At 62.4% G+C, this 19,830-nt stretch carries 20 protein-coding genes; 8 read left to right on the forward strand and 12 right to left on the reverse strand.

Annotated elements, in window-relative coordinates:
• Window positions 1-25 precede the first annotated feature (25 nt).
• Together EXN22_RS22355 and EXN22_RS22360 are read right to left on the reverse strand one after the other, a co-directional pair.
• Window positions 26-964: an iron-sulfur-binding ferredoxin reductase gene (locus EXN22_RS22355; protein ID WP_130266109.1), complete on the reverse strand. Its 939-nt coding sequence runs from the start codon at window positions 962-964 to the stop codon at window positions 26-28.
• Window positions 957-2,069: a GGDEF domain-containing protein gene (locus EXN22_RS22360; RefSeq protein ID WP_130266110.1), complete on the reverse strand. Its 1,113-nt coding sequence runs from the start codon at window positions 2,067-2,069 to the stop codon at window positions 957-959. Before EXN22_RS22360 ends, EXN22_RS22355 begins: the two co-directional genes overlap by 8 nt.
• A gap of 310 nt (window positions 2,070-2,379) precedes the next feature.
• Here EXN22_RS22360 and EXN22_RS22365 point away from each other — a divergent pair, with 310 nt between their 5' ends.
• A complete protein-coding gene (locus EXN22_RS22365) occupies window positions 2,380-3,903 on the forward strand; it encodes a fumarate hydratase (protein WP_010220854.1) in 1,524 nt (507 codons plus the stop codon).
• Window positions 3,904-3,965: 62 nt separating this feature from the next.
• Here EXN22_RS22365 and EXN22_RS22370 read toward each other — a convergent pair whose 3' ends face one another.
• From EXN22_RS22370 to EXN22_RS22395, 6 genes are all read right to left on the reverse strand, one after another.
• Window positions 3,966-5,360, reverse strand: a complete 1,395-nt coding sequence (locus EXN22_RS22370; RefSeq protein ID WP_130266111.1) for a hypothetical protein — start codon at window positions 5,358-5,360, stop codon at window positions 3,966-3,968.
• A gap of 72 nt (window positions 5,361-5,432) precedes the next feature.
• Window positions 5,433-6,590, reverse strand: a complete 1,158-nt coding sequence (locus EXN22_RS22375) for a phospholipase D-like domain-containing protein (RefSeq protein WP_130266112.1) — start codon at window positions 6,588-6,590, stop codon at window positions 5,433-5,435.
• A 1-nt stretch (window position 6,591) separates the two neighbouring features.
• Window positions 6,592-7,173: a YceI family protein gene (locus EXN22_RS22380; RefSeq protein WP_130266113.1), complete on the reverse strand. Its 582-nt coding sequence runs from the start codon at window positions 7,171-7,173 to the stop codon at window positions 6,592-6,594.
• Window positions 7,174-7,218: 45 nt separating this feature from the next.
• Window positions 7,219-7,515: an amidase gene (locus EXN22_RS22385; protein WP_130266114.1), complete on the reverse strand. Its 297-nt coding sequence runs from the start codon at window positions 7,513-7,515 to the stop codon at window positions 7,219-7,221.
• A complete protein-coding gene (locus tag EXN22_RS22390) occupies window positions 7,512-8,609 on the reverse strand; it encodes a serine hydrolase domain-containing protein (protein ID WP_130266115.1) in 1,098 nt (365 codons plus the stop codon). Before EXN22_RS22390 ends, EXN22_RS22385 begins: the two co-directional genes overlap by 4 nt.
• A gap of 42 nt (window positions 8,610-8,651) precedes the next feature.
• On the reverse strand, window positions 8,652-9,539 hold the full coding sequence (locus EXN22_RS22395) for an acyl-CoA dehydrogenase middle domain-containing protein (protein WP_130266116.1): 888 nt from the start codon (window positions 9,537-9,539) through the stop codon (window positions 8,652-8,654).
• Window positions 9,540-9,672: 133 nt separating this feature from the next.
• On the opposite strand from EXN22_RS22395, the gene olsB reads away from it, so the two are divergent.
• Window positions 9,673-10,428: an L-ornithine N(alpha)-acyltransferase gene (gene olsB, locus EXN22_RS22400; protein ID WP_130266117.1), complete on the forward strand. Its 756-nt coding sequence runs from the start codon at window positions 9,673-9,675 to the stop codon at window positions 10,426-10,428.
• Complete coding sequence (locus EXN22_RS22405; RefSeq protein ID WP_130266118.1) at window positions 10,428-11,213, forward strand: lysophospholipid acyltransferase family protein; 786 nt, start codon at window positions 10,428-10,430, stop codon at window positions 11,211-11,213. The genes olsB and EXN22_RS22405 overlap by 1 nt, the downstream gene beginning before the upstream one ends.
• Here the strand turns inward: EXN22_RS22405 and EXN22_RS22410 are convergent.
• Window positions 11,210-11,782 (reverse strand): acyl carrier protein phosphodiesterase, encoded by a 573-nt coding sequence (locus EXN22_RS22410; protein WP_130266119.1) that lies wholly within the window; start codon window positions 11,780-11,782, stop codon window positions 11,210-11,212. The genes EXN22_RS22405 and EXN22_RS22410 overlap by 4 nt on opposite strands.
• A 155-nt stretch (window positions 11,783-11,937) precedes the next feature.
• Here EXN22_RS22410 and EXN22_RS22415 point away from each other — a divergent pair, with 155 nt between their 5' ends.
• From EXN22_RS22415 to EXN22_RS22425, 3 genes are read left to right on the forward strand one after another with little or no spacing between them, the layout of a single operon-like run.
• Complete coding sequence (locus tag EXN22_RS22415; protein WP_038998919.1) at window positions 11,938-12,240, forward strand: ArsR/SmtB family transcription factor; 303 nt, start codon at window positions 11,938-11,940, stop codon at window positions 12,238-12,240.
• A 13-nt stretch (window positions 12,241-12,253) separates the two neighbouring features.
• Entirely contained in the window at window positions 12,254-13,423 is a 1,170-nt protein-coding gene (locus EXN22_RS22420; RefSeq protein WP_130266120.1) for an MFS transporter, read from the forward strand.
• Window positions 13,424-13,440: 17 nt separating this feature from the next.
• Complete coding sequence (locus tag EXN22_RS22425; RefSeq protein WP_130266121.1) at window positions 13,441-14,490, forward strand: alkene reductase; 1,050 nt, start codon at window positions 13,441-13,443, stop codon at window positions 14,488-14,490.
• Window positions 14,491-15,292: 802 nt separating this feature from the next.
• Here the strand turns inward: EXN22_RS22425 and EXN22_RS22430 are convergent.
• The 3 genes from EXN22_RS22430 to EXN22_RS22440 all read right to left on the reverse strand — a co-directional run bounded on the left by EXN22_RS22430 (window position 15,293) and on the right by EXN22_RS22440 (window position 18,170).
• Window positions 15,293-16,135 (reverse strand): ATPase, encoded by an 843-nt coding sequence (locus EXN22_RS22430; protein ID WP_130266122.1) that lies wholly within the window; start codon window positions 16,133-16,135, stop codon window positions 15,293-15,295.
• A gap of 87 nt (window positions 16,136-16,222) precedes the next feature.
• The gene (locus EXN22_RS22435) at window positions 16,223-17,227 is read right to left on the reverse strand and encodes an NAD-dependent epimerase/dehydratase family protein (RefSeq protein WP_130266123.1); all 1,005 of its coding nucleotides are present in this window, start codon (window positions 17,225-17,227) and stop codon (window positions 16,223-16,225) included.
• A gap of 52 nt (window positions 17,228-17,279) precedes the next feature.
• Window positions 17,280-18,170 carry a LysR family transcriptional regulator ArgP gene (locus tag EXN22_RS22440; protein WP_130266124.1) on the reverse strand — a complete coding sequence of 297 codons (891 nt, stop codon included), beginning with the start codon at window positions 18,168-18,170 and terminating at the stop codon, window positions 17,280-17,282.
• A gap of 122 nt (window positions 18,171-18,292) precedes the next feature.
• On the opposite strand from EXN22_RS22440, the gene EXN22_RS22445 reads away from it, so the two are divergent.
• On the forward strand, window positions 18,293-18,892 hold the full coding sequence (locus EXN22_RS22445; RefSeq protein ID WP_130266125.1) for a LysE/ArgO family amino acid transporter: 600 nt from the start codon (window positions 18,293-18,295) through the stop codon (window positions 18,890-18,892).
• 189 nt (window positions 18,893-19,081) lie between these two features.
• Window positions 19,082-19,678, forward strand: a complete 597-nt coding sequence (locus EXN22_RS22450; protein WP_009394731.1) for a superoxide dismutase — start codon at window positions 19,082-19,084, stop codon at window positions 19,676-19,678.
• The last annotated feature ends 152 nt before the right edge of the window (window positions 19,679-19,830 follow it).

Raw genomic sequence — 19,830 nt, forward strand, 5'->3', positions numbered from 1 at the left:
GGGCTTTTTTTGTGCCCGTGCGCAATCAAGCGTGCGCAATAAAAGCATCGGCAAAAATTTGGTTGCGCGGCAAGCCGGCAAGGAACATGCGCCGGGAAAACTGCTCGACACTGGCCGCCGAGCCGCAGGCCAGGGCCACAGTCTGACGTGACTGCAAGTGCAACGCTGCCAATGCCTGAGGCAACTCAGCCGGGGTCAGCAGCTCGACCTGCAATTGCCGGTGACGGCTGGCCAGTTCGGTCAATGGTTGCGCCAGGTAATGCTCCTGAGCGTCATGGGCCAGGTGCAGCAGGCGAATCGGGCCGTGATGTGCCTGACGCAGCGCCTCGCGCAGAATCCCCCACAATGGCGCCAGGCCAGTACCCGCCGCCAGCAGCCACAGCGGGCGTTCCTGCCAGTCGGGGTCGTAGTGCAAGGCACCACCGCGCAACTCGCCCAGGTGCAGGGTCGAAGCGCTGGACAATTGCCGCGCCTGATCGCAAAAGGCCCCAGGTTGCCGGCAATCGAGATGAAACTCGAGAAAGCCCTCCTCCCCCGGCAGACTGGCCAGAGAATATGGCCGGGCGACCCCGCTCGGGCTCCATAGCACCAAGTGCTGACCGGCCTGATAACGCAGTGGTCGTTGCGGCGCAAGACGCAAGCGCAACACCGTGGGGCTCAACCAGTCCAAACCGACAACCTGCGCTGGCAAGCCATCCGCAAGCGGGTCGAATACCGCCACCTGCAAGTCTTCATCGACACTGCACTGGCACGCCAGGCGCCATCCTTGCTGACGCTTGTCAGCCGCCAAGGCATCGGGCCTGGCATCCCCCGGCCGGCCTTGCAGGCAACGCACCAGGCAAGCATGACAGCTGCCGGCGCGGCAACTGTAGGGCACCGTGAGGCCGGCATCATTCAAGGCGTCGAGCAGGTTACTGCCTGGCGCCACCGCCCATTGCCGCTGCCCCACCCGCAACTCAGGCATCGACAGTCTCCCATGCGGCCAGACAGCGATTACGCCCGCGGCGCTTGGCTCGATACAACGCCTGATCCGCGCGCTGCAGGGCCACGTCGAGGTCATCACCGGCGCCCAGCAAGGTCATTCCGGCCGACAGGCTCAACGGCTCGACACGCAAACCTACTGCTGGCGGCTGGGCCAGGGCAAAGGCTTTACGCAACCGCTCGCAACAGTCGGCGAGTTGCACCTCGGTGCAATCGGGCAGCAACAGCACAAACTCTTCACCCCCATAGCGGGCCAATACAGCGGGTTCCTCCAGGCATTCGCTGGCGATCGAGGCGAAGGCCTGCAGCACCTGATCGCCAGCGGCATGGCCATACAGGTCATTGATACGTTTGAAATGATCAAGGTCGATCAGGGCCAGCCCATGGCAATGCTCGGCGCGCATGCGCTCCAACTCACGCGTGGCCAAGCCCAGAAAGTGCCGACGGTTGAACAGGCCGGTCAGTTCATCGGTAGCCACCAGGCCTTCGAGCTGGCGCATCATGCCGCGCAGGGTGTCCTGATGGGCCTGCAAGGCATGGCGCCGCTGGCGCATACGCTGTCGGGCAGCCTGCACATAACGGGCATACAGGCACAACCAGCACAGCACCACCAGCAGCGCGCCACCCTGCAGCAGCCAAAGTGATGGATCGAGCTGCGGCACCTGCCAGGCCTCCCAGGCCATCAGGCCGGCGAAGCTCAACAGCACCAGCAGCGCACAACGCACGAACACCCGGCCGCGCAGGTGAAACAGGCCGAACAGCAGGATCAAGGGGTAGAACATCAAGAAGGTGCCACGGCCCTGGTCGAGCTGGGCCAACAGCCAGGTATGCCAGGCGATCGCCAGCAGGATCTGCAACTGGGTCAGGCTCGGGTCATTGAAACGCAGGTTACGCCCGCTGACAAACACCCAGCCGAGCATCACCTGGCACAACAGTAACAGGCCACCACCAAGCAACAAGGCATCCTGGGAGGCTTGCAGGTGCCCGCTCAAGCGCGCACCCCAGACCAGTGCCAGCACCAGCACATAAGTGCCCGCAGCCAATAGAAAGCGTTTGAGTAGCAGTGTCTGCAGCGCTGTTTCGGTCACAGGTGACTCACCGTGCCCTGGCCAAGGCAGAGGAATGGGGCATGGCCAACCGCCACTTTAGGGTCTGTGACGAATAATTGCCATGTTTGCCCGGATCGGCAGAGGCTCAGGCAAGAACGGTGCCCACGCCTTGCCGACCTTGGTGGGGACCTTTGGTACGTGTACCGGCGGCAGATGCGCGCTATACTGCCGCGCCTTTTTTGCGCCGACAGCCTTGCGTTGGCGCCTGTTGAAGGTCGTTTCGACACCTCGGCCAGTCCGCGTCGGAATACCTTAATGAATGTTCCCGTCTTTAAGAGGAGCGCGCTGCATGACCGTGATCAAGCAAGACGACCTGATTCAGAGCGTTGCCGACGCCCTGCAGTTCATTTCGTACTACCACCCCGTTGATTTCATCCAGGCCATGCATGAGGCCTATCTGCGTGAAGAGTCGCCGGCTGCACGCGACTCCATCGCCCAGATCCTGATCAACTCGCGCATGTGCGCCACCGGCCACCGGCCGATCTGCCAGGACACCGGTATCGTCACCGTGTTCGTGCGCGTCGGCATGGATGTGCGCTGGGATGGCGCCACCATGAGCCTGGACGACATGATCAACGAAGGCGTGCGCCGCGCCTACAACCTGCCGGAAAACGTCCTGCGCGCATCCATCCTGGCCGACCCGGCCGGTAGCCGCAAGAACACCAAGGACAACACCCCGGCGGTCATCCACTACTCCATCGTCCCGGGCAACACCGTGGAAGTGGACGTGGCAGCCAAAGGCGGCGGCTCCGAGAACAAGTCGAAAATGGCCATGCTCAACCCGTCCGACTCGATCGTCGACTGGGTTCTGAAGACCGTTCCGACCATGGGTGCCGGCTGGTGTCCACCGGGCATGCTCGGCATCGGCATCGGCGGCACCGCCGAGAAAGCCGCAGTGATGGCCAAGGAAGTGTTGATGGAATCCATCGACATCCACGAGCTCAAGGCCCGTGGCCCGCAGAACCGCATCGAAGAGATCCGCCTGGAGCTGTTCGACAAGGTCAACCAGCTGGGCATCGGCGCCCAGGGCCTGGGCGGCCTGACCACCGTGCTCGACGTCAAGATCATGGACTACCCGACCCACGCCGCCTCGTTGCCGGTGTGCATGATCCCCAACTGCGCCGCCACCCGTCACGCCCACTTCGTGCTCGACGGCTCGGGCCCGGCCGACCTGGAAGCACCATCGCTGGACGCCTACCCGGAAATCGTCTGGGAAGCCGGCCCTTCGGCTCGCCGCGTCAACCTCGACACCCTGACCCCGGAAGACGTACAGAGCTGGAAACCGGGCGAGACCATCCTGCTCAACGGCAAGATGCTCACCGGCCGCGACGCTGCGCACAAGCGCATGGTCGAGATGCTCAACAAGGGCGAAGAACTGCCGGTCGACCTCAAGGGTCGCTTCATCTACTACGTCGGCCCGGTTGATCCGGTGGGTGACGAAGTGGTTGGCCCGGCAGGCCCGACCACCGCAACGCGGATGGACAAGTTCACCCGGCAGATCCTCGAGCAAACCGGCTTGCTGGGCATGATCGGCAAATCCGAGCGCGGCCCGACCGCCATCGAAGCGATCAAGGACAACAAGGCTGTGTACCTGATGGCCGTTGGCGGCGCTGCCTACCTGGTCGCCCAGGCGATCAAGAAGTCCAAGGTCCTGGCCTTCGCCGAACTGGGCATGGAAGCGATCTACGAGTTCGAGGTCAAGGACATGCCGGTGACTGTCGCCGTCGACAGCAATGGCGAGTCGGTGCACATCACAGGCCCCGCGATCTGGCAGCACAAGATCGCTGAAAGCCTGGCGGTGGAAGTGAAGTAAGCCTAGCGGCTCACGCTTGGAAAAATGCGGCAGCGGGCCTGAGCCCTCTGCCGCATTTTTCTTTAGTGGGAATACCTGGCCACCAAGGGCGATGTCGCTTTGACTTGCGCGAGGATGTCCGGCAATACACGACAAAGTTTAGCGGAAGCCGGCTCCGAGAAACCGCCATGGCCCGCGTAGAGCAACACATTGCCATCTACCTGCATGTGAACATCCACTATGTCATTGAGCGAGGTTAGCTGACTGCCTGCGGTGCCTTCCTCACTACTGCCATTGCCGAACTTTTCCTCTATTTGCCCTTGCGCTGTGATGCACCAAAGGTATGTCATCTCACCAATGGTTGGTTCTTCCCAGCCCAAATACCTGCAGGCCGCGAGGATCCTTCCCTCGTATCCTGGGGATAGAAAATAGAATCCCGTGCCTTGAGGCAATCCCAATAGCCCGCCTTCGGCAAATCCCTCGTCCAGATGACCGTCCTCTTTAAGACCGATCAGGATGTTGCCAAAAAAATTCGGATAGGTGTCCGTGAAACCACCGACAAACAACCTTCCAGCATTGCCTGCAAGCAGGCTGTACAGGCTGACTTGCCCGCCCGGGTGTTCGCTCGCAAACATGCTAAAACCATTGCCTTGTGGGCCGAAGCTGGTATCTGCCATGCCGTCGTCGGTAAGCCTTGCAACAAAGCCATAGTCCGCTATCCAACCACACGCTACGACCCGGTGCTGCTCATCGAGAATGACGCTGCCGATTTTCGCCAGCTCACCATTAACGACAATCTGTATGCAGCCCCCCTGAAACGCTTCATCCAGATTTCCGCTTGCATCAAGCTTGACAATGAAATCACCCTGAGTCTGAAAGCGGCTTCTGATTGAAAAAATCAGACCGCCATCCTGCGCTACTTGGCCTGTTGCAACAGTATTTTTGGGCACACTCTTGAGACGAGGTTTTGCACACGCCCACTGGGTCGCTACTGCGCAAAGCGTAGCGTCTGCCTTCGTTGCATTTACCTGAAGTACGCCACTGCTCGCCCCCACCAGCGTGAAAGTCGCCGTTCCATTCTCACCGTAATCGAGGTCTAGGTCCCCATCGGCGCGCACCTTGGAAACAAATGCTTGGGCAGCCTCCCCAGCCAGCAGCACACCAATGACCAGACAATCATTGGCAGCCGTACGGATAGCATAAAGAGGATGCACAAAACGGACATTGTCTTCCTCCGGCCTAACAATTCTCAGGAACTTGGTCCCTCCTTCGCCAAACCGGGGATCTACCTGACCATTGGCCAAACGCCCCTGAATATAAAAGCCACTGACATTTAAGCTTAAGTCTAAATAGAAATTGCGAATAGCGCCTGTGGCCAAGCTGCATATCGCACCTTGCGACTTTTCATAATCAGTGCCGACATACCCTGCATCACCGAAGGAAAGATCGATATTTCCGTGGTTATTCCGAGCCTTCATTTCGTACCCTCCAAGGGTAGATAAGAGACTCATTGAAACGTCTTCTTTTCCCCTGAACAACTAGCAAAAATACTAGTCGCGACGGTCGAGCAGGTTGACCACCAGCCGGTCGAGCCAGCCCCACAAGCGTTGCTGCACGCGCTTCCACAACGGCCGCGCATGCCAGTGGGCAAGGTCAACGGCCAGGCTCTGGGCGAAGTCACGCTCAAAGCTCGCCGCCACATCTGCGGTCAGGGGTGGGTCGATGGCCTCGACATTGGCTTCAAGGTTGAACCGCAGGTTCCAGTGATCGAAGTTGCACGAGCCGATACTGACCCAGTCGTCCACCAGCACCATCTTCAAGTGCAGGAAACACGGCTGGTACTCGAAGATTTTCACACCGGCGCGCAATAGCCGCGGGTAATAGCGATGGCCGGCATAGCGCACCGAAGGGTGATCGGTGCGCGGCCCGGTCAGCAACAGGCGCACGTCGATACCACGGGAAGCGGCGCGGCGCAGGGAGCGACGGACCTTCCAGGTCGGCAGAAAGTAAGGTGTCGCCAGCCAGATCCGCCGCTGGCCACTGTTCAACGCACGCACCAGCGATTGCAGAATGTCCCGGTGCTGGCGGGCGTCGGCGTAGGCCACCCGGCCCATGCCGATGCCTCTGTCCGGAACCCGTGGCAAGCGCGGCAGGCCGAAATGGGTCGGTGGCCGCCAGGCGGTGCGGCGCAGATTGGCGCGCCACTGGCGATCAAAGAGCATCTGCCAATCGGCCACCAGCGGGCCTTGCATCTGCACCATCACTTCGTGCCATTCGCTGACGTCTTCGCTCGGGGTCCAGAACTGGTCAGTGACACCGGTGCCGCCCACCACCGCCCAGGCCTGGTCGACCAACAGCAGCTTGCGATGATCGCGGTACAGGTTGCGCAAGCCCCGGCGCCAGCGCAGGCGGTTGTACCAGCGCAGTTCGACGCCGGCCGCCAGCAAGCGCTGACGCAGGCTCAGGGTGAAGGCCAGCGAGCCGTAATCATCGAACAGGCAACGCACCTGCACCCCGCGCTCGGCGGCCTGCACCAGGGCCTGGACCATGGCCTCGGCGCAGGCCCCCGCCTCTACCAGGTACAGTTCCAGATCCACCTGATGCTCGGCGCGCACGATGGCGGTGAGCATGCGCGGGAAGAATTGCGGACCGTCGATCAACAGCTCGAACCGATTGCCATCGCGCCAGGGAAAGACCGGTCCGGCCATCTCAACGCGCCGTGAAAATCAGCACCGCAGCCACCGGCACCGACGGGCTGATGGACTTGAGCCCGGCCAGCTTGCGCAGGGTGGCAAGGCCTGGGAGCAAATCAAAATCATCGGCGCGCAGCATCAACGGCTCCAGGGTCACCACCTGAAAGCGCCGCTCATCCAGGCGGGTGGCCAGTAACAGAGCACTGTAACTGTGCTGCTTGCCATGCAGGCTGACGGTCAAGGGCAGGCGCAGTTCCACCTGGGCACCGTTGGCCAGGTCGTTGATCGGGCGCAGGTCGATCTGCGCGCTGACCGTGGCTTCGGGGAACTTGGCGAACTCGAACAGTTCCTTGCGCATGCGCTCATCACGCAACGGTACACCACTGCTGTTGGAGTCCATCTCGATCTGCAGTTCGGCGGCGCCCTTGCGATCGACCTTGCCATGCAAGACGAGGAAACGATGCACCTCGGCCGTGTCGCCGTTCTTGCTGGAGATAAACGACAGGCGCGACGATTCGCCGTCCAGGTGCCAATTGGCCTGGGCAGGGAGACTCAAGACGACCAGCAGGGTTAGCAGAAGACGCGGCAGACTGAACATGTGAAATCCTGTAACACAATGGTCATCAACCTTACCCGGCTGCCTTCACGGCAGCAAGCGACAGCCCACGCGTGGCCCTTGCCATTGCGCTCGGCTTGCTACTCCCAACCCTTCAGCGCGAATCAACCGCTGCTGGACATCCTCATCCAGGCCACTCAGTGGCAGGTACTGCTGTACGTAGCTCCGGCAATAGTGGGAGTCGAAATTCATGACATAGCGGCACGAGCAGTACTCCTTGGCCGAATAGGCGCTGAGAATACCGGGGAAATCCGCCAGCGCCTGGCGTTCGTACCAGCCCCAGGCGCCTGCCAGCAGGATCAGCACCAGCACTATGCGCTTCATGGTAGTGCCTCGCTGGTCGCTGCCAGTACCCGCTTTAGTAGTTCGTTATGGGCGAAGCTATCGTCACGGTCATCAGCAAAACGCACGATCACCAACTTGCGCGCAGGCAGTACATACAGCGCCTGGCCCCAGTGCCCGAGGGCTGCGTAAGTGTCGGATGGCGCATCCGGCCAGGGTTGCGCTCTGCCGGGCAACGCCTGGTTGAGCCACCAGTGCCCACCTGGGTTTGCCTCACCAGGTTGCGAAGTGGCTTGCAGGAACGGCTGGCGATTGAACGCAACCCAATCGCTGGCCAGCAATTGCCGCGACTGCCAGCGGCCTTCACGCAGCATCAACAGCCCGATGCGCGCCAGATCACGGGCGCTCAGGTACAGGTAGGAGGACCCCACCAGGGTGCCTTTGCCGTCACGCTCCCACACGGCGCTACCAATACCCAGGGGTTCGAACAAAGCGTGCCAGGGATACTCTGCATAACCGCCCTCGCCAACCATCTCGCGCAAGGCCGCTGCCAGCACGTTGCTGTCCCCGCTGGAGTAGAGAAAGCGCAGCCCAGGGCTTACCGCCTCAGGCCTGGCTGCGGTGTAGTCGGCCATATCGCCGCGCCCGCGGGTGTAGAGCATGGCCACTACCGATGACTTGAGCGGCGCGTATTCGTAGTCCTCCTGCCAGTCCAGACCGCTGGCCCAATGCAGCAGGTCTTCGATGCGCACCTGGGGATGGGCGCGCATGGGCGGGTAGAAACGCGCCACCGGATCCTGCAGGTCAAAGCGGCCCTGGGCGTGGGCGACACCCAACAGGGTCGCCAGTACGCTCTTGCTGATCGACCAGGTCAGGTGCGCGGTTTGCGCCGTGTTGGGCGCTGCATAGCGCTCATAGACAATGCGCCCGTCGGCGATCACCAGCAGGGCGTCGGTGCGCACGCCCTGGCGTTGTTCATCATTACGTGGAGCGAAGGCATAGCGTTCGACCGCCTGCCAGGCGCCTGGGTTGGCATCATCGGCAACCGGCCAGTCAGGTACGGGCCAATACTCTGCGGCCGACACGGCCTTGCTGAAGGCAAGAACAGCCAGTATCCACCACACCACTCTGCTCATGCCGCGCACTCTTGGCCAGGGTTCGCCCAGCCTGCCAGCGGTTCATGACAATCCGGCGGCGGCCCACGCCTTGGCCAGGCGCTTGGCCCGGGCGGCGCTAGCAATCTCCAGCAAACCCTGGTCGCGTTGCCACAGGCTGGCCCACTCGTCGGGGCCTGCCAGCAGCGCCAGGTTGATCTCCTCTTTCAAGGCGTTGAACTGGGCAAACAGGCCACCTAGCAGCAGATGGCTGGCCGCGACATCCGCGCACTGGCGAGTGCTTTCTGCACAGCCGCCGAGCAGGCCGATCAGGCGCAGCTGCAGGCTCTGCGGCCAACCGCTTTCCTGACCGACGCCATACAGCCAGGCACACAGGGCGCTGAGCACATAAAGATCCTCCAGCGAGCGGAAGGGTTTGACGTAGGCATCCCAGCCGTCACCGGCCAGGCGCTCGCACAATGCGCCGTCCAGGTGCAGGCGGGCATGGCCGACTTCCGGCATCAACGGCAAGGACGGCAGGGGTTCCAGGCTTACACCCGGCTCGCCGGCATAGACCACCGCCAGGCTCAGTTCCACCGGCTGCCCGGACGCTTCGCAACGCGCCGCCACCAGCAGCCACTCGGCATCGAGCCCGGCGGTGACAAAGTCCTTGCTGCCCGTCAGGCGCAGATCATCCAGACGCACGTGCATGTCCGCCGGGCGCACGCTGCGCCGCTCACTGGCACACAGGGCGCCAAGGCTCTGCGGCGCACTGGGCCACAGCACCCGCAGCGCCGCCTGGTAACCGACCAGGAAGGCCAGGCCCGGGGTGTTCATGGCCCGCCCACCGAGCACCGCCAGCTCGAACGGGCTGACCGGGCCCAGGCGCGCCAGCAGGCTGGAATAGGTGTCGGCCAGCGTCGCGGCCTGTGGGTGTCGTTGTCGGTCGTTGAGTCGTTGCAACCAGGCCATCGAAGCGCTCCTTGGGGGCTGTCATACAAGCATCACCAATTCTTCACGGGGGTGACACCGCATCTACCTAGGCTGAGCTTGCACAACAAAGTCGACCGGCCGCAACCCCATGGCTGGCTTATGGAGACACGCAATGACTCGGATCGCTCGCTCTGGCGACAACAGCACTGAACGCCGTCTGCAAGCCGAACGCCTGGTCGGCCCGGCCGCCCTGCAGGAAGCTCAGGCCCTTCGTTTCAGCGTATTCAGCGGTGAATTCAAGGCCAAACTCAAAGGCGCCGAGCTGGGCCTGGACATGGATGACTACGACATTCATTGCCGTCACATCGGCGTGCGCGATCTCAATAGCGGGCGCCTGGTCGCCACCACCCGCCTGCTCGACCACCAGGCCGCCAGCAGCCTGGGGCGCTTCTACAGCGAAGAGGAGTTCAGCCTGCACGGCCTCGGCCACCTGCAAGGACCGATCCTGGAGCTTGGCCGCACCTGCGTCGATCCGGCCTACCGCAACGGCGGCACCATCGCCGTGCTCTGGGCGGAACTGGCCGAAGTGCTCAACGAAGGCCGCTACAGCTACCTGATGGGCTGCGCCAGCATCCCCATGCAGGACGGCGGCGTACAGGCCCACGCGATCATGCAGCGCCTGCGCGAACGCTACCTGTGCACCGAACACCTGCGCGCCGAACCGAAAAAACCACTGCCCAGCCTGGCCCTGCCGAACAACGTCATCGCCGAGATGCCGCCACTGCTCAAGGCGTACATGCGTCTGGGGGCGAAAATCTGCGGCGAGCCCTGCTGGGACGAAGACTTCCAGGTCGCCGACGTGTTCATCCTGCTCAAGCGCGACGAGCTGTGCCCACGTTATGCTCGTCACTTCAAGGCGGCAGTCTGATGCAGCGCCTGCGCGTCTACACACGCGTAGCACGGGTGCTATTGGTGGTGCTGTTCGGCTTGGGCATGGCGGCGCTGTTCAGCCTCTATGAACGCTTGCGCGTGCCGGCCACGACCGAGCGCCGCCAACGCTGGTCGCAACTGTTCATGAACACACTGAGCAATGCCCTGCCGTTCAAGGTACGGGTGATCGGCCAGTTGCCGCAGCAGCCGATGCTGTGGGTCAGCAATCACGTGTCCTGGACCGATATCCCACTGCTGGGCAGGCTGGCCCCGCTGTCGTTTCTGTCCAAGGCCGAAGTGCGCACCTGGCCGGTAGCTGGCTGGCTGGCACTCAAGGCCGGTACCCTGTTCATTCGTCGCGGCGGCAACGACAGCCAATTGCTGCGCAAACAGATCAGCCAGCACCTGCAACAGGACTGTGCACTGCTTATTTTCCCTGAAGGCACTACTACCGACGGGCGCAGCCTGCGCACTTTCCATGGCCGCCTGCTGGCCAGCACCATTGACACGCAAACACCGCTGCAGCCGGTTGCCCTGCGTTACCTGCGCAATGGCCACAGCGATTCGATCGCGCCATTTATTGGTGATGATGATCTGCTGTCGCACCTGTTCCGGCTGTTTGCCAATGATTGCGCCGAGGTCGAAATTCATTTGCTCGCACCGATTGCCAGCGCCGGTGAAGAACGCGCCGCCCTGGCCTTCAAGGCCCAGCAAGCGATCCAGCTGGCACTGTTCGGCAGCGAACCGGTTGCCCAGCCGCAACGTCGGGTCAAGGCGGCCTAAGTGTTGGCCCTGGCAAAGCGCTGCAGCTCTGGGTAGAAGTTGCGAAAGTCTTCCAGCAACGGCGCGTACAGCTTTGTCACTTCCTCCAGGGCACCGTCCATCCCTTCCGGGCGCGACAGGCGCCGGGCGATCCCGCGAAACACCTGTTCAAGTACCGCGAACTCTTGATAAGAGCCCAACCAGTCATCGGCCGCCATGTACGGCGCTATCTGCGCCAGGCGCCCGGGCAAGGCCGGCTCTGCGGCGAGCACCCGGTACACACGGTCGGTGAACTGGTCCAGCGGCTGCTCGGCGTAGTCCCGCCAATGCAAGGCCAGGCAGTGGTCGAAAAACACATCGAGGATGATCCCGGCGTAACGCCGCCGCTCCCGGGGAAAACGCGCCAGCGCCGCCAGTACCAGCGGGTGGCTGTCGGTGTAGACATCGATTTGCCGGTGCAGCCGGATAGCCGCTTCCAGCGGCGGGGGGAAGCGCCCCTGCAGCGGCCCTTTGACGAAATCGCCATACAGGCTGCCGAGCAATTGCTCGGGCTGCTGGCCGCCAAGGTGAAGGTGTGCGAGGTAGTTCATGGAGAGGGATTCTAGCACCCCGGCACCTATATCGTTATAACTCGATATAGCGATTTGCGCTGAGCTCAGAACCACATCATATTTGTATATCGCGAAATACCGATTTATATTTCGCTCCATCGCGATATAACGCTACACACACCACGAGCCCAACCATGCCTCTCGATCTCGACGAAATAATAAAAGCCCTGGCCCACCCAGTACGGCGAGAAATCCTCAACTGGCTGAAGGACCCCGACGCGCAGTTTCCCGACCAGCACCACAGCACCGAACACGGTGTGTGTGCCGGGCAGATCGATCAACGCTGCGGCCTGTCGCAGTCGACCGTCTCTGCCCACCTGGCCACCTTGCAGCGCGCCGGCCTGATCAGCAGCCAGAAGATTGGCCAATGGCATTTTTTCAAACGCAACGAGGAAACCATCCAGGCCTTCCTCCAGCAGATGAGCCAAGAGCTCTGACAAGGACCTTGCAATGCCCCTTTCACTGATAATCCTGGCGCTCAGCGCCTTCGCCATCGGTACCACCGAGTTCGTCATCATGGGTCTGTTGCCGGAAGTGGCGGCAGACCTGGGTGTATCGATTCCCGGCGCCGGCTGGCTGGTCACCGGTTACGCCCTGGGCGTGGCCATCGGTGCGCCGTTCATGGCCCTGGCCACCTCGCGCCTGCCGCGTAAAGCGGCGCTGATTGCACTGATGGGCGTGTTCATCGTCGGCAACCTGCTGTGCGCGGTGGCCAGCGACTACAACCTGCTGATGTTCGCCCGGGTGGTGACTGCCCTGTGCCACGGCGCCTTCTTCGGCATCGGCTCGGTGGTGGCGGCAAGCCTGGTGCCGGCCAACCGTCGTGCTTCGGCGGTGGCGCTGATGTTCACCGGCCTGACCCTGGCCAATGTTCTCGGTGTGCCGCTGGGCACCGCGCTGGGCCAGGAATACGGCTGGCGCTCGACCTTCTGGGCGGTGACCGTGATCGGTGTGATTGCCATGATCGGCCTGATACGCTTCCTGCCATTGCGCCATGACGAAGAAAAACTCGACATGCGCGCCGAACTTGCCGCGCTCAAAGGCGCCGGTATCTGGCTGTCGCTGTCGATGACCGTGCTGTTCTCAGCCTCGATGTTCGCCCTGTTCACCTACGTGGCGCCGCTGCTCGGTGACGTCACTGGCGTTTCGCCTCGGGGCGTGACCTGGACCTTGCTGCTGATCGGCCTGGGCCTGACCCTGGGCAACATCCTTGGCGGCAAGCTCGCCGACAAGCGCCTGAGCGCCACCCTGATCGGTGTATTCGCCAGCATGGCGGTGGTTTCCACAGTACTGAGCTGGACCAGCGCCGCGCTGATTCCGGCAGAAATCACCCTGTTCCTCTGGGCCACGGCAGCCTTTGCCGCCGTACCCGCCCTGCAGGTCAATGTGGTGACCTTCGGCAAGGCTGCCCCCAACCTGGTCTCGACCTTGAACATTGGCGCTTTCAACCTGGGCAACGCCCTCGGCGCCTGGGTCGGCGGCACCGTCATCGCCCAGGGCCTGGGGCTGACCCGCGTGCCCCTGGCCGCCGCCGTGCTGGCCGTGCTGGCGCTGATCGTCACCCTGATCACTTTCAGCCAGGGCGGCAATAAAGCCCAACTGGCACCTGCCACTCACTGATAAGCCTTGAGGTATTTATGACGACGCTTTTTGATCCGATCACCCTCGGCGACCTTGAACTGCCGAACCGCATCATCATGGCCCCGCTGACCCGCTGCCGCGCCGACGAAGGTCGGGTACCCAACGCGTTGATGGCCGAGTACTACGTACAACGGGCCAGTGCCGGGCTGATCCTCAGTGAAGCCACCTCGGTGACGCCCATGGGTGTCGGCTACCCGGACACCCCGGGTATCTGGTCCAACGATCAGGTACGCGGCTGGACCAACGTGACCAAAGCCGTGCACGGCGCCGGCGGGCGGATTTTCCTGCAGCTGTGGCATGTGGGACGTATTTCCCACTCAAGCTACCTCAATGGTGAAGCCCCGGTCGCGCCAAGCGCCATCCCGGCCAAGGGCCACGTCAGCCTCGTGCGTCCACTGGCCGATTACCCGACACCCCGCGCTCTGGAAACGGCAGAAATCGCCGACATCGTCGAGGCCTACCGCACCGGTGCCGAAAATGCCAAGGCAGCCGGTTTCGACGGCGTCGAAGTGCATGCGGCCAACGGCTACCTGCTCGACCAGTTCCTGCAGAGCAGCACCAACCAGCGCCATGACCAGTACGGTGGTTCACTGGAGAACCGTGCACGGCTGCTGCTGGAAGTCACGGATGCGGTAATAGAGGTCTGGGGCGCACAACGGGTCGGCGTGCACCTGGCGCCACGGGCCGATGCCCATGACATGGGCGATGCCAACCGTGCCCAGACCTTCACCTATGTCGCCCGGGAACTAGGCAAGCGCGGCATCGCCTTTATCTGCTCGCGGGAGAAGGAAGCCGACGACAGCCTTGGCGCGTTGATCAAAGAAGCCTTTGGTGGCCCGTACATCGTCAACGAGCGGTTTACCAAAGCCAGCGCCAACGCTTCACTGGCCAGCGGCAAGGCCGATGCCGTGGCCTTCGGCATTGCGTTCATTGCCAACCCGGACCTGCCGGCGCGGCTGGCGGCGGATGCGCCGCTGAACGAGCCGCACCCGGAGACCTTTTATGCCAAGGGGCCGGTGGGCTATATCGATTATCCGCGGCTGTAAAAGCATCGCGGGGCAAGCCCACACAGAGATGGGTGAAATCCTGTGGGAGCGGGCTTGCCCCGCGATGAGCATAGGTATCGACACATCTCTAGCGAGTCAGCCTATTGGCTCTTGATAGGCGTGCTTAACCCGTTGATGTGGCGAGGCTGCCGGCCCCTTCCGCCCTTACGGCGGCTCACTTTTTTCTTGGAAAAAGTGAGCAAAACCGCTCGCTCAACCATCCGGCCCTGCGCTGCGCTCCGGGTTCCCTCCTTACGCACCGACTCCGGGGGCCGCGCCGAAGGGACATCCATGTCCCTCGGCGCTTTGCGGCCCATCCATGGGCCTGCACCCCCTCCATCAGTGCTCCACTCGGCCTCCTGAAATCGCGAAAAAATCAAAAGCCAGATCAACAGCACAATTCGCTTCGCTCTTGCTGGCTGAGGTCGCACACCACATTTGTGTTCACACCGCGCTGTTGATCTTGATCTTGATCTGCAGCGACTTCAGTAGGCCGAGTGGAGCACCGATGGAGGGGGTGGAGGGCCATGGATGGCCCGCAAAGCGCCAACGGGCAGGAAGCCCGTGTGGCGCGGCCGCCGGAGTCGGTGCGTAAGGAGGGAACCCGAAGCGCAGCGTAGGGCCGGATGCAGGAGCAGGCGGTTTTGGTTCCTTTTTGCCAAGACAAAAGGGACCCGCCGTAAAGGCGGAAGGGGCCGGCAGCCTCGCCACATCAACTGGATAAGCACACGCAGACCAACCCTGAGCCATCTTCATAGATCGGGATTAGAGATGTGTAGATACCTATGCCGCGATGAGGCCCTCAAGGCCGGGTGTTGATCTGCTGTTGCAGGTTCTGCACCTGGCTTTGCAGAGTGTTGATGTTGCGGGTCACCTGCCCCCGAAACGCATCGAACTCCGCCGTCGATGCACCGCTTGCGGCCGCAGGTGCCGGACGGTTTTCCTGTTCGCTCTTGAGCACGATCAAGTCCTGCTCCAGGCGCTGAATCGCTGCCGCGGGATTGCCCTGTTTCTTCAACGCCGCGACATCGCCACCGAGGCTCTTGAGCTCACCCTCGAGCTTGCCACCATCCACCTGCGCCGCCTTCAACGCTGCCAGCTCAGTGCCCACCGCTTTCAACTGCTCCTGCAACTGCGTTTGCAGCTTGGCGTTGGCCGCCTGTTGCTCGCTGGCCTGGGCCAGGACCTGCTCCAGGCGTTTGCCCAGATCGCCCGTCTGCCCGGCCACGCCCTGCTGTTGCTTGCCCTGCTCGCTAAGGCTCGTCTGCAACTGCCTGATCTGCAGCTTCAGCGCCTCGCTGTCGGTGCTGACACTGCTCTCGCTGGCGGCAACCTTGCCACTGATCGCCTGCAGGCGCCCCGCCGCGTCTTCACTGATGCGGGCAAAGCTCTCCTGGGTGGCAACCAGTTGCTGCTCCATCAGGGAAATCTGCTGAAAACTCCACCAGCCAAGGCCTGCCAGGGCAATGAACGAGGCGCCGAGCAATGCCCACAGCGGGCCGGTGCTGGCCGACTTGGGTTGAGCATGCGCAGCTGCCGGACCGCCACGTCGCACCCCCGCTACCGGGACGAAATCGTCGTCATCACGGCTGCCGGCACTCAAGGTCGGCACGTTATCGAAATCATCTGGAGCATCGTTACGCATGGGATCCCTTCAACCACGGTGATAGCAAATGGTCAGTAGTATAAAGCCTGATCAGCGTACTGATCGACCGCAAAGCCGTGATCCGGTTCAGTGCTTGCCGGACGCAAGGTCCTGGGCTTTCCACCAGCCGCAGAACTCATCCAGCGCCGACCACAGGCTCACGCCAGGACGGTAATCAAGAAACTGCCGGGCGCGGCTGATGTCGAGGGTGAAGTCCTTGCTCATCACCTGCATCCCCAGGCGCGACAGGGTCGGTTGCGGGCGCCCCGGCCAGAGCAGGCAGGCGCCTTCGTTCAAGGCAGCAAGGCTGTAGGCCAAGCCGTAGGAACGATAGCGGGTGACCTGAGGCAGTTGCATCTGCCGCATCACGTAATTGACCACATCCCACAACGGTAACGGCTGACCATTGCTGATGTTGTAGGCCTGGCCCAACGCGGCATTGTCAGCGAGCAAAGCGCTGATCAGTGCTTCGTTGAGGTTCTGTACGCTAGTGAAGTCGACCTTGTTCAGGCCATTGCCGATAATCGCCAGGCGTCGCTTGCGCTGCATCTGCAGCAAGCGCGGGAAGATGCTGACGTCGCCGGCACCGGTGACGAAACGCGGGCGCAGGGCCAGGACTTCAAGGCCGAACTCCTGGGCGCCGAAAACTTTTTGCTCGGCCAGGTACTTGGTGGCCCCGTAATGGTCATGAAAGCGCCGCGGCACCTGGTCCTCGGTGATGCCCAACTGCGAACGGCCATTGAAGTAGATCGACGGTGACGACAGGTGCACCAGGCGCCGTACATGCTCCTTCAAGCAGGCCTCGACCACGTTTTCAGTGACCACCACGTTGCCTTGATAGAAGTCCTGGTAGCGCCCCCAGTTGCCCACCGCCCCCGCACAATGCACCACCGCCTCGACGCCCTGGCACAGGCGCCGGGCCAGGTCCGGCTCGTTCAGGTCACCGGGGATGAACTGCGCGCCGCGCCGCACCAGGTGCTCGACACCTTCGGCGCGGCGACCGTTGACCCGGACGTCAAAGCCCTGCTCCAAGGCAAAGCGCGCAAAGCGCCCGCCAATGAAGCCGCTCGCGCCGGTGACCAGAATTCGCATGTAACACTCCACCTAAACCAGGTTTTTCAGATACTGCTGACGCCGCCAGTGCCTACAACGGCACCAGCCATTGCCCTGCCGTCAGGCGCAGGTGTTCCGTCAGTTGGCCGAGCAACTGCCCGCCGTTGCGCCAATGATGCCAGTACAAGGGCACATCGATGGGTTTATCCGCGGATATTTCTACCAGCCGTCCGCTGGCCAACTGGTCGCGCACCTGCAGCTCCGGCACCAGGCCCCAGCCCAGGCCCGCCTCGGTCATGCGCAAGAAACCCTCGGACGAGGGGCACAAGTGATGCAGAAAGCCGTCCTCAATCCCCAGCGACGCCAAATACCGGTGCTGGAGAAAATCATCCGGCCCGTACACCAGCGCCGGTGTACGCGACACGCGGGCGGCGTCGAAACCTGCGGGAAAGTAGCGGGCCATGAACGCCGGGCTGGCCAGGGCGCGGTAGCGCATGGCCCCGAGCAGCAGGCTGCGCGCACCGGCCACCGGCCGTTCACTGCCACACAGGCACGCTGCCACTTCACCCGCACGCATGCGCTTGAGGCCAACCTCCTGGTCTTCGACCACCAAGTCCAGCAGCACCTGCTGGTCGGCGCAGAACTCACCAACCGCCCCTGCCCACCAGGTCGCCAGGCTGTCGGCATTCAGAGCGATGCGCAGGCGCTCGGGCATGCCTTCTTCGTCCAGCGCCGGCACCTGGCTCTGCAGGTCACGCTCAAGCAGGCGCACCTGCTGTACATGGTTGAGCAAGCGCCGGCCGACATCGGTGGGGCTCGGCGGGTTGGCACGCACCAGCACTGGCTGGCCGACCCGCGCTTCGAGCAGTTTGATGCGCTGGGAAATTGCCGACTGCGACAAGCCAAGTACCTGGGCGGCGCGCTCGAAACCGGCCTGTTCGACAACCGCAGCGAGGGCAGAAAGCAGTTTGTAATCGAACATTATTTTTCCTAATGCCTGATCAGCTTTATTTGTTTTTCTTATACAGATGATATCCCCACAATGGCCAGCATCTTCTTTTGCATTTGCGCCCGCGCCTCGCGAGCGTCCGTGGAGTCTTCCCTATGTGGCAAAGCTACCTTAACGGCCTGCTGGTCGCCTTCGGCCTGATCATGGCGATCGGCACGCAAAACGCCTTCGTCCTGGCGCAAAGCCTGCGTCGTGAACATCACCTGCCGGTGGCGGTTTTGTGCGTGGTCTGTGATGCGCTGCTGGTTGCCGCGGGCGTGTTCGGCCTGGCCACCGTGCTGGCACAAAACCCGACGCTGCTTGCGGTAGCGCGTTGGGGCGGTGCGGTATTCCTGCTCTGGTACGGCGCCAAGGCCCTGATGCGCGCCTGTTCCAAGCAAAGCCTGCAACAAGGCGAAGGCCAAGGCCTGCGCTCACGCCGGGCAGTGTTGCTCAGCGCCCTGGCGGTGACCCTGCTCAACCCGCATGTGTACCTCGATACCGTGCTGCTGATTGGCTCGCTGGGTGCCCAGCAGGCGGTGCCTGGCGCCTATGTGGCCGGCGCCGCCAGCGCCTCGTTGCTGTGGTTCTTCACCCTGGCCCTGGGCGCGGCGTGGCTGGCCCCGTGGCTGGCGCGGCCGGGCACCTGGCGGCTGCTCGACTTGATGGTGGCGGTCATGATGTTTGCCGTGGCGGCGCAACTGATCATGACCTGAGACGCCGCTGGTCTGCCACCGGCAAAGGCTCTGGAACCTCTTTCCCATACACTTGTTGCGTGGTTAAGCACTGGCCCCGGTGCTATGATCCAGCCCTTGCGTCGCAAAGAGTACAGACTCGCCGACGCACACCGGCCGCCCGTGATCGGCCTTGCGCTCACCGCAACAGACCTGATTAGGAGAATCACCATGGCTTTTGAATTGCCGCCGCTGCCTTACGCCCACGACGCCCTGCAGCCGCACATTTCCAAGGAAACCCTGGAATACCACCACGACAAGCACCACAACACCTATGTCGTGAACCTGAACAACCTGGTGCCAGGCACCGAGTTCGAAGGCAAGACCCTGGAAGAAATCGTCAAGACTTCCTCGGGCGGTATCTTCAACAACGCCGCTCAGGTCTGGAACCACACTTTCTACTGGAACTGCCTGGCGCCAAACGCCGGCGGCCAACCAACCGGCGCCCTGGCTGAAGCCATCAACGCTGCGTTCGGTTCCTTCGACAAGTTCAAGGAAGAGTTCACCAAGACGTCGGTCGGCACCTTCGGTTCCGGCTGGGGCTGGCTGGTGAAGAAAGCTGACGGTTCCCTGGCCCTGGCCAGCACCATCGGCGCCGGCAACCCGCTGACCAATGGCGACACCCCGCTGCTGACCTGCGACGTCTGGGAACACGCCTACTACATCGACTACCGCAACGTCCGTCCGAAATACGTCGAGGCGTTCTGGAACCTGGTCAACTGGAAGTTCGTCGCCGAGCAGTTCGAAGGCAAGACTTTCACTGCCTGAGGCCGCTGCTGATCGATACTTTTCACCACGTATCGAGCGCCCGAAAAGCCCACCCTTGCGGTGGGCTTTTTTGTTGGCGACTGCGCTGCAACATTTTTCATCCTATTTCCCGCATCAGGTATCTTGCCGCGAACGCAGGGCGCGCTAACATC

The sequence above is a fragment of the Pseudomonas tructae genome, assembly GCF_004214895.1.
Lineage (GTDB): Bacteria > Pseudomonadota > Gammaproteobacteria > Pseudomonadales > Pseudomonadaceae > Aquipseudomonas > Aquipseudomonas tructae.

What these genes read in the sequence shown, in the direction of transcription:
- EXN22_RS22355 (WP_130266109.1), bottom strand. Translation starts at nt 964, where the DNA reads ATGCCTGAGTTGCGGGTGGGGCAGCGGCAATGGGCGGTGGCGCCAGGC.
- EXN22_RS22365 (WP_010220854.1), top strand. Translation starts at nt 2,380, where the DNA reads ATGACCGTGATCAAGCAAGACGACCTGATTCAGAGCGTTGCCGACGCC.
- EXN22_RS22370 (WP_130266111.1), bottom strand. Translation starts at nt 5,360, where the DNA reads ATGAAGGCTCGGAATAACCACGGAAATATCGATCTTTCCTTCGGTGAT.
- EXN22_RS22375 (WP_130266112.1), bottom strand. Translation starts at nt 6,590, where the DNA reads ATGGCCGGACCGGTCTTTCCCTGGCGCGATGGCAATCGGTTCGAGCTG.
- EXN22_RS22380 (WP_130266113.1), bottom strand. Translation starts at nt 7,173, where the DNA reads ATGTTCAGTCTGCCGCGTCTTCTGCTAACCCTGCTGGTCGTCTTGAGT.
- EXN22_RS22385 (WP_130266114.1), bottom strand. Translation starts at nt 7,515, where the DNA reads ATGAAGCGCATAGTGCTGGTGCTGATCCTGCTGGCAGGCGCCTGGGGC.
- EXN22_RS22390 (WP_130266115.1), bottom strand. Translation starts at nt 8,609, where the DNA reads ATGAGCAGAGTGGTGTGGTGGATACTGGCTGTTCTTGCCTTCAGCAAG.
- EXN22_RS22395 (WP_130266116.1), bottom strand. Translation starts at nt 9,539, where the DNA reads ATGGCCTGGTTGCAACGACTCAACGACCGACAACGACACCCACAGGCC.
- olsB (WP_130266117.1), top strand. Translation starts at nt 9,673, where the DNA reads ATGACTCGGATCGCTCGCTCTGGCGACAACAGCACTGAACGCCGTCTG.
- EXN22_RS22405 (WP_130266118.1), top strand. Translation starts at nt 10,428, where the DNA reads ATGCAGCGCCTGCGCGTCTACACACGCGTAGCACGGGTGCTATTGGTG.
- EXN22_RS22410 (WP_130266119.1), bottom strand. Translation starts at nt 11,782, where the DNA reads ATGAACTACCTCGCACACCTTCACCTTGGCGGCCAGCAGCCCGAGCAA.
- EXN22_RS22415 (WP_038998919.1), top strand. Translation starts at nt 11,938, where the DNA reads ATGCCTCTCGATCTCGACGAAATAATAAAAGCCCTGGCCCACCCAGTA.
- EXN22_RS22420 (WP_130266120.1), top strand. Translation starts at nt 12,254, where the DNA reads ATGCCCCTTTCACTGATAATCCTGGCGCTCAGCGCCTTCGCCATCGGT.
- EXN22_RS22425 (WP_130266121.1), top strand. Translation starts at nt 13,441, where the DNA reads ATGACGACGCTTTTTGATCCGATCACCCTCGGCGACCTTGAACTGCCG.
- EXN22_RS22430 (WP_130266122.1), bottom strand. Translation starts at nt 16,135, where the DNA reads ATGCGTAACGATGCTCCAGATGATTTCGATAACGTGCCGACCTTGAGT.
- EXN22_RS22435 (WP_130266123.1), bottom strand. Translation starts at nt 17,227, where the DNA reads ATGCGAATTCTGGTCACCGGCGCGAGCGGCTTCATTGGCGGGCGCTTT.
- EXN22_RS22440 (WP_130266124.1), bottom strand. Translation starts at nt 18,170, where the DNA reads ATGTTCGATTACAAACTGCTTTCTGCCCTCGCTGCGGTTGTCGAACAG.
- EXN22_RS22445 (WP_130266125.1), top strand. Translation starts at nt 18,293, where the DNA reads ATGTGGCAAAGCTACCTTAACGGCCTGCTGGTCGCCTTCGGCCTGATC.
- EXN22_RS22450 (WP_009394731.1), top strand. Translation starts at nt 19,082, where the DNA reads ATGGCTTTTGAATTGCCGCCGCTGCCTTACGCCCACGACGCCCTGCAG.